4 protein-coding genes and 2 pseudogenes are annotated in these 5,966 nt (G+C 64.1%); all 6 read left to right on the top strand.

The genetic code is table 11. The features are described 5' to 3' along the window. Nucleotides 1-214 (top strand): RidA family protein (locus tag AC1DOC_RS21790; protein WP_478130463.1); only part of this gene is annotated, 214 nt, incomplete at its 5' end. Nucleotides 215-357: 143 nt separating this feature from the next. Further along, nucleotides 358-1,734 (top strand): NAD-dependent succinate-semialdehyde dehydrogenase, encoded by a 1,377-nt coding sequence (locus tag AC1DOC_RS21785; protein WP_018905798.1) that lies wholly within the window; start codon nt 358-360, stop codon nt 1,732-1,734. A gap of 74 nt (nt 1,735-1,808) precedes the next feature. Then, the gene (locus AC1DOC_RS21780; protein WP_018905799.1) at nt 1,809-2,216 is read left to right on the top strand and encodes a GFA family protein; all 408 of its coding nucleotides are present in this window, start codon (nt 1,809-1,811) and stop codon (nt 2,214-2,216) included. A gap of 30 nt (nt 2,217-2,246) precedes the next feature. Next, nucleotides 2,247-2,606, top strand: a pseudogene (locus tag AC1DOC_RS21775) ((2Fe-2S)-binding protein); the annotation flags it as partial. After that, nucleotides 2,603-4,592 (top strand): annotated as a pseudogene (locus tag AC1DOC_RS21770) (xanthine dehydrogenase family protein molybdopterin-binding subunit). The pseudogenes AC1DOC_RS21775 and AC1DOC_RS21770, both read left to right, overlap by 4 nt. Next, a complete protein-coding gene (locus tag AC1DOC_RS21765) occupies nt 4,589-5,872 on the top strand; it encodes a c-type cytochrome (RefSeq protein ID WP_478080275.1) in 1,284 nt (427 codons plus the stop codon). The pseudogene AC1DOC_RS21770 and the gene AC1DOC_RS21765 overlap by 4 nt, the downstream one beginning before the upstream one ends. Nucleotides 5,873-5,966: the final 94 nt, after the last annotated feature.

Here is a 5,966-nt window from a genome sequence, read left to right as displayed (position 1 = left end):
CGTCGGGGCCGTCCTGAAAGCCTGCGGCAGCGGGATCGCCAATCTGGTTCAGGTTCGTGTCTATATCGACGGCATGGACAACTGGCCCGAGTTCAACAGGATCTACGCCGAGTGGGCGGGAAACAGYCAGCCTAGCCGGGCGGTGGTACCGACCAGCCAACTCCACTATGGACTCAAGGTGGAAGTCGAAGCCGTGGCGCTGCAGGGTTCCTGAAAAGTCCCGGTCGCGGACATTCGCCATCCTTGGCTGCGGCCGGACTGGTAAGACGCGGCATACCGGCTTCTCCGGTTTCCCAAACACCTCGGCTCCCTGGAGCCCTCCCTCCGCGCTTCAAGCGCAAAGAACAAGGAACAGAAATGAGCTTTCGCACCATCAACCCGGCCACGGGCGAGTTCGTCAAGGAATTCCCGCTGCAATCCGACGAACAGGTGTTCGCCGCGCTGGAGACCGCCGACAGGCGCTATCGCGAAGACTGGAAATTCAGGCCGGTGGCCGAGCGCGCCAAGATCGTCGCCCGCGCTGCGCAGATCCTGCGCGAGAAGCGCGACGAATACGTCGAGTATCTCACCCTCGAGATGGGCAAGGTCACCCGCTTCGGCTACATGGAGGTCGACCTGGTCGCCGACATCCTCGACTACTACGCGAAGAACGCGGAGCGTTTTCTTGCGCCGCAGCCGCTGCCTGACGAGCCCGGCGCCACGGTGGTGGCCGAGCCGATCGGCGTGCTCTTCGCCATTGAGCCGTGGAACTTTCCCTACTACCAGCTGGCCCGCGTCGCCGCGCCGCAGCTCGTCGCGGGCAACGTGGTGCTCATGAAGCATGCGCCTAACGTGCCTCATTGCGCACTTGCCTTCGCGCGGCTCTTCGAGGAAGCAGGCGCGCCGGAAGGCGTCTACACCAACCTCTTTTGYAGCGTCGAGCAGGCCGCGAAGCTGATCGACGACTTCCGCGTGCGCGGCGTCGCCCTGACCGGCAGCGAACGGGCGGGCGCCTCCGTTGGCGAACGGGCCGGGCGTAATCTCAAGAAGGTGGTGCTCGAGCTGGGCGGCAGCGACCCGGCGCTCATCCTGAAGGGCGCGCCGCTCGATCACGCGGTCGAGCAGTGCGTGATGGGTCGCACGTTCAACTCGGGTCAGGGCTGCGTCAACATCAAGCGCGTCATCGTCGTGGGCAAGGAGCGCGGTGCGCAGATGCTGGCGGCGCTGAAGGAGCGGTTCGCAGCGATCAAGGTGGGCGACCCGGCGGACGAAGCGACGGTGCTCGGCCCGCTRGTCAGCGAGACCGCGCTGAACGGATTGCTCAAGCAGATCGAGGAGGCGAAGGCTTCGGGCGCGCGCATCGTCTACGGCGGCAAGCGCGTCGAACGCCCCGGCTTCTATCTCGAGCCGACCATCATCACGGACATCGACGTTGACAACCCGCTCTACCAGCAGGAGGCCTTTGGCCCGGTGCTGTCCTTCTATGTCGTGGACACCGAGGAAGAAGCGATCGAGCTGGCCAATGCCACTCGCTACGGGCTCGGCGGCTACGTCTTCGACGCAGACATCGAGCATGCCAAGCAGGTGGCGTCGCGCATCGAGTCCGGCATGGTCTACATCAACTCCTGTTTCGTCGACTCGCCGGGGCTGCCTTTCGGCGGCGTCAAGAACGCCGGCTTCGGGCGCGAGTTGGCGGAAGTGGGTATCGGTGAATTCCTGAACCGCAAACTGATCCGGGTTGCCAGCGCGGCTTGAACATCGCAACACGGACAGAGCAGCCCATCAAGAAGGAACCCGGTATCCCGGCTTTCGATAGAGAAAGAAAAATCATGAACCATCGCGAAGGCGGATGCCTCTGCGGCGCCGTGCGCTACGTGCTGAAGGGCGAACCGCAGGCCGCAGCCATATGTCATTGCAGGCACTGCCAGAGACAAAGCGGCAGCCTCTTCTCCTTCAACCTCTTCATCGCCGAAGCCGACTATGAGCAACGCGGCGAGACCAAGTTCTTCGAGGACAGGGGCGACAGCGGACAGCTCTCTTACCGGCATTTCTGCGGGAGCTGCGGCTCGCCGGTGATTACCAAGGTGGCGATGATGCCCGGTCAGGTCCTGGTGAAGGCCGGCACGCTCGACAGCCTGGAGGGACTGCCGTCCCCGCAGGTCGAGATCTATACCGACCGCGCGGTGGAATGGCTCGCGCCGTTCACCGGCGCGAATCGTTTTGCGCTCAGCCCATGAACGGCCACACGTTCGCCATCACGAAGACCTGGCACCAAGTTCGGGTGCGGCATCGCGCAATGCGGTGCCTGTACCGTGCATCTCGACGGCGTCGCGACTCGCTCCTGCGTGATGCCTCTGGCGGCAGTCGCAGATCGAAAGATCACCACGATCGAAGGCGTTGGCGCAACGCCCATCGGCAAAAAAGTCCAGGACGCATGGCGCGCACTGGACGTCGTGCAATGCGGCTACTGCCAGTCAGGCCAGGTGATGTCKGCGACAGCGCTGATCGCCAGCAATCCGGCACCGAGCGACGCCGATATCGATGCTGCCATGGCCGGCAACATCTGCCGATGCGGCACCTACAACCGGATTCGTGCCGCGATCAAGCAGGCCGCGAAGAGCACATGAGCACGTCACACGAATCGTCTGGTGCGCGGCAGAGCGTGGGCCTGTCGCGCCGCAGTCTGCTCGGGTTGGTCGCCACGGTAGGCACGGCCGCCGGTGGCGGTTTGTTGTTCGGCTTCAGCGTGCCGGCACGCAGCCAGGGCGGGGCGCGCACGTCGGTGATCGACGGCGACGGCGTCGAGATGCCGCGCGAGGGCGTATTCGCCCCCAACGCCTTCATCCAGATTGATCGCCGCGGCAAGGTCACGCTGGTCATGCCGAAGGTCGAGATGGGGCAAGGCGTGTACACGTCCATTCCGATGCTGCTTGCCGAGGAGCTCGAGGTGCCGCTTGCGAGCGTCACGCTCGCTCATGCGCCGCCGAACGAGAAGCTCTTTGCCGATCCGATGCTGGCCGAACAGCTGACCGGCGCTTCGACTTCGATTCGCTACGCATGGGAGCCGATGCGAAAGGCCGGCGCGAGCACGCGCACCTTGCTTGTCATGGCCGCTGCACAGCGCTGGAAGGTCGATCCCTCGGGCTGCGTGGCGCGGGAAGGGCGGGTCTTGCATCCGCAGACCAGTCGCAGCATTGGTTACGGTGAGCTGGTCGATGTCGCAGCCAGACTGCAGCCACCGCAGAATGTCAGGCTAAAGGAGCCCAAGGACTTCAAGTTGATCGGCACCCGCGTGAAACGCCTCGACTCGCCGGAGAAGGTGAATGGTGCCGCGGTCTTCGGTCTGGATGTGCGTGTGCCCGGCATGGTGTATGCGGCGATTGCGACCTGTCCGGTGTTCGGCGGCAGGCTGGCGAAATTCGACGACACGCACACGAGAAAAATTCCCGACGTGCAGCAGGTCGTCAGCTTCGACAACGGGGTCGCCGTGATCGGGGCGCACACGTGGGCCGCGAGGCGCGGTCTGCAGGCGCTCGAGATCCAATGGGACGAGGGCGCAGGCGCCGACGTTTCGACCGAGACGATCGTCACCGACCTCGTGAAGGCGTCGCAGCGCAGCGGCGCGGTGGCGCGCAAGGAAGGCGATGTCGAGAAAGCCTTTGCCAACGCGAAGACGCGTATCGATGCGATCTACCACCAGCCGTTTCTGGCGCACGCGACGATGGAGCCGGTGAACTGCACGGTGCACGTCCGGCCGGACGGCTGCGAGGTGTGGGTGGGCACGCAGGTGCCAGGCCGCGTGGCCGATGCGGCGGCGAAGGTCACTGGGCTGCCGCCGGAGAAGATCATCGTCCACAACCATCTGCTGGGCGGCGGGTTCGGCAGGCGCCTGGAAATCGACATGGTCACGCAGGCCGCGAAAGTGGCAAGGCAGTTGAATGTGCCGGTGAAGGTCGTGTGGACGCGCGAGGAAGACATCCAGCACGACATGTATCGGCCTTGTCGTTGAGACCTTCATCGACGAACTCGCGACGCACGCGAAGGTAGATCCGGTGAAGTACAGGCAAGCCTTGCTCGGGAAGTCGCCGCGCGCGCTGAACGTGCTCAACGAAGCCGTGCGGGCGGCCAGATGGGCGGCTGGTGCACCACAAGTTAAGGGCAAAGGTCGGGGCGTGTCCCTTATGCACGCATTCGGCAGTTTCTTCGCGATGGTTGTCGACGTGACCGTGGACGATGGTGAGGTGAGCGTGGATCACGTGACCTGCGCAGTCGATTGCGGCATGGCGGTCAATCCCGACACGATCGAGGCCCAGATGCAAGGTGGCATCGTCTTTGGCCTCACGGCGGCGCTGTACGGCGAGATCACCTTCAAGAATGGACGCGTCGAGCAGAGCAACTTCAACGACTATCGGGTCTTGCGCATCAATGAAACGCCAGACATCGACGTGCATCTCGTGAAGAGCAGCGAAGCGCCTGGCGGCATCGGCGAGCCGGGCACCTCGGCGTTGCAACCGGCGCTCGCCAATGCGATCTTTGCGGCCACCGGCAAGCGGTTGCACGCCTTGCCAATCGGCGACCAACTGAAATCAAACGCGAGTGGAGGCCGTCGATGATCCACGCACCGAAGACGTTTGCCACGCTGGGATTTGCGCTCTCACTGGCATCGGGCGGCCCCGCCACGAACGCGCATGCCGCTACCGCGCCCGACCAGGCGCTGGTTTCGCGCGGAGCCTATCTTGCGAAGGCGGGCGATTGCATCGCCTGCCACTCAGCACCGCGCGGCAAACCGTTCGCCGGCGGCCTGCCTATGACAACGCCGGTTGGGCGCATCTACTCGACCAAGATCACGCCCGATCCGGACACCGGCATCGGCCGCTACACCCAGGAAGAATTCATTCGCGCGATGCGCGAAGGCATCGCAAGAGATGGCCACAACCTGTATCCGGCCATGCCGTATCCGTCGTACGCCAAAGTCAACGATGGCGACATGCAGGCGCTCTACGCCTACTTCATGCATGGTGTGGAACCCGTGAACCGGGAGAATCAGAAGTCCGAGATTCGGTGGCCATTGGGCATCCGCTGGCCGCTGAAAGTATGGAACTTCATGTTCCTCGACAAGGGCGTGTACCAGGACAAGCCCGGCAGGGATGCTGAGTGGAATCGCGGCGCCTACCTGGTGCAGGGGCTGGGGCATTGCGGCTCGTGCCACACACCGCGCGGTGTCGCGTTCCAGGAAAAGGCAGTCGACGAAGGCGGCAGCACGTTTCTCTCCGGCGCGTTGATAGAAGGCTGGTTTGCCTCGAACCTGACGGGTGAGCACAACGTCGGCCTGGGCCGCTGGAGTGGACCGGAACTCGTGAGCTTCCTGAAGACCGGCGCGAACCGGCATGCCACCGCGTTCGGCTCCATGACGGAGGTCGTCAACAACAGCACGCAGGCGATGACCGATACCGACCTCGGCGCGATGGCCGCCTATCTGAAAACGCTTCCGGCGCAGGGCGGCAATGGCGCACCACCCTATGCCTACGACGCGCAAAAGACGAAGGTGTCGCTGAGCCGGCCGGCCGGCAATGCAGGCGCCCGCATCTACACGACGCATTGCCTGCAGTGCCACGGCGCCGATGGGCGCGGTTTCGCGCCCATGCTCGCGCCGCTCGCCGGCAATCCCAATGTGTTGGAGCGCAATCCGTCGTCACTCATCAACGTGACGCTGAACGGCACCGGGGATCTCGTCGTTCGAGGTATTCCGGCGGCGTACCCGATGCCCAAGTACGCCGCCGTGCTAAGCGATCGGGACATTGCCGACGTGCTGACCTTCATTCGTGCAGGCTGGAACAACAGCGCGGGGGCAGTCAGCCCGAAGGAGGTCGCGAAGTTGAGAGGCGGCTCCTGACTTCATCCTTCCTAACATTCCATTGGAGGTCAGGATGGATCGGCTCCGGCGACGAAGCACCCCGCCGGCTGGAAGCGGGGCGAGATGTCAGTTG

Source organism: Variovorax sp. 01T439_2 (genome assembly GCF_056398445.1).
Note: the sequence above shows the minus strand (reverse complement) of the source record. Positions and strands in the feature narration are given on the sequence as shown.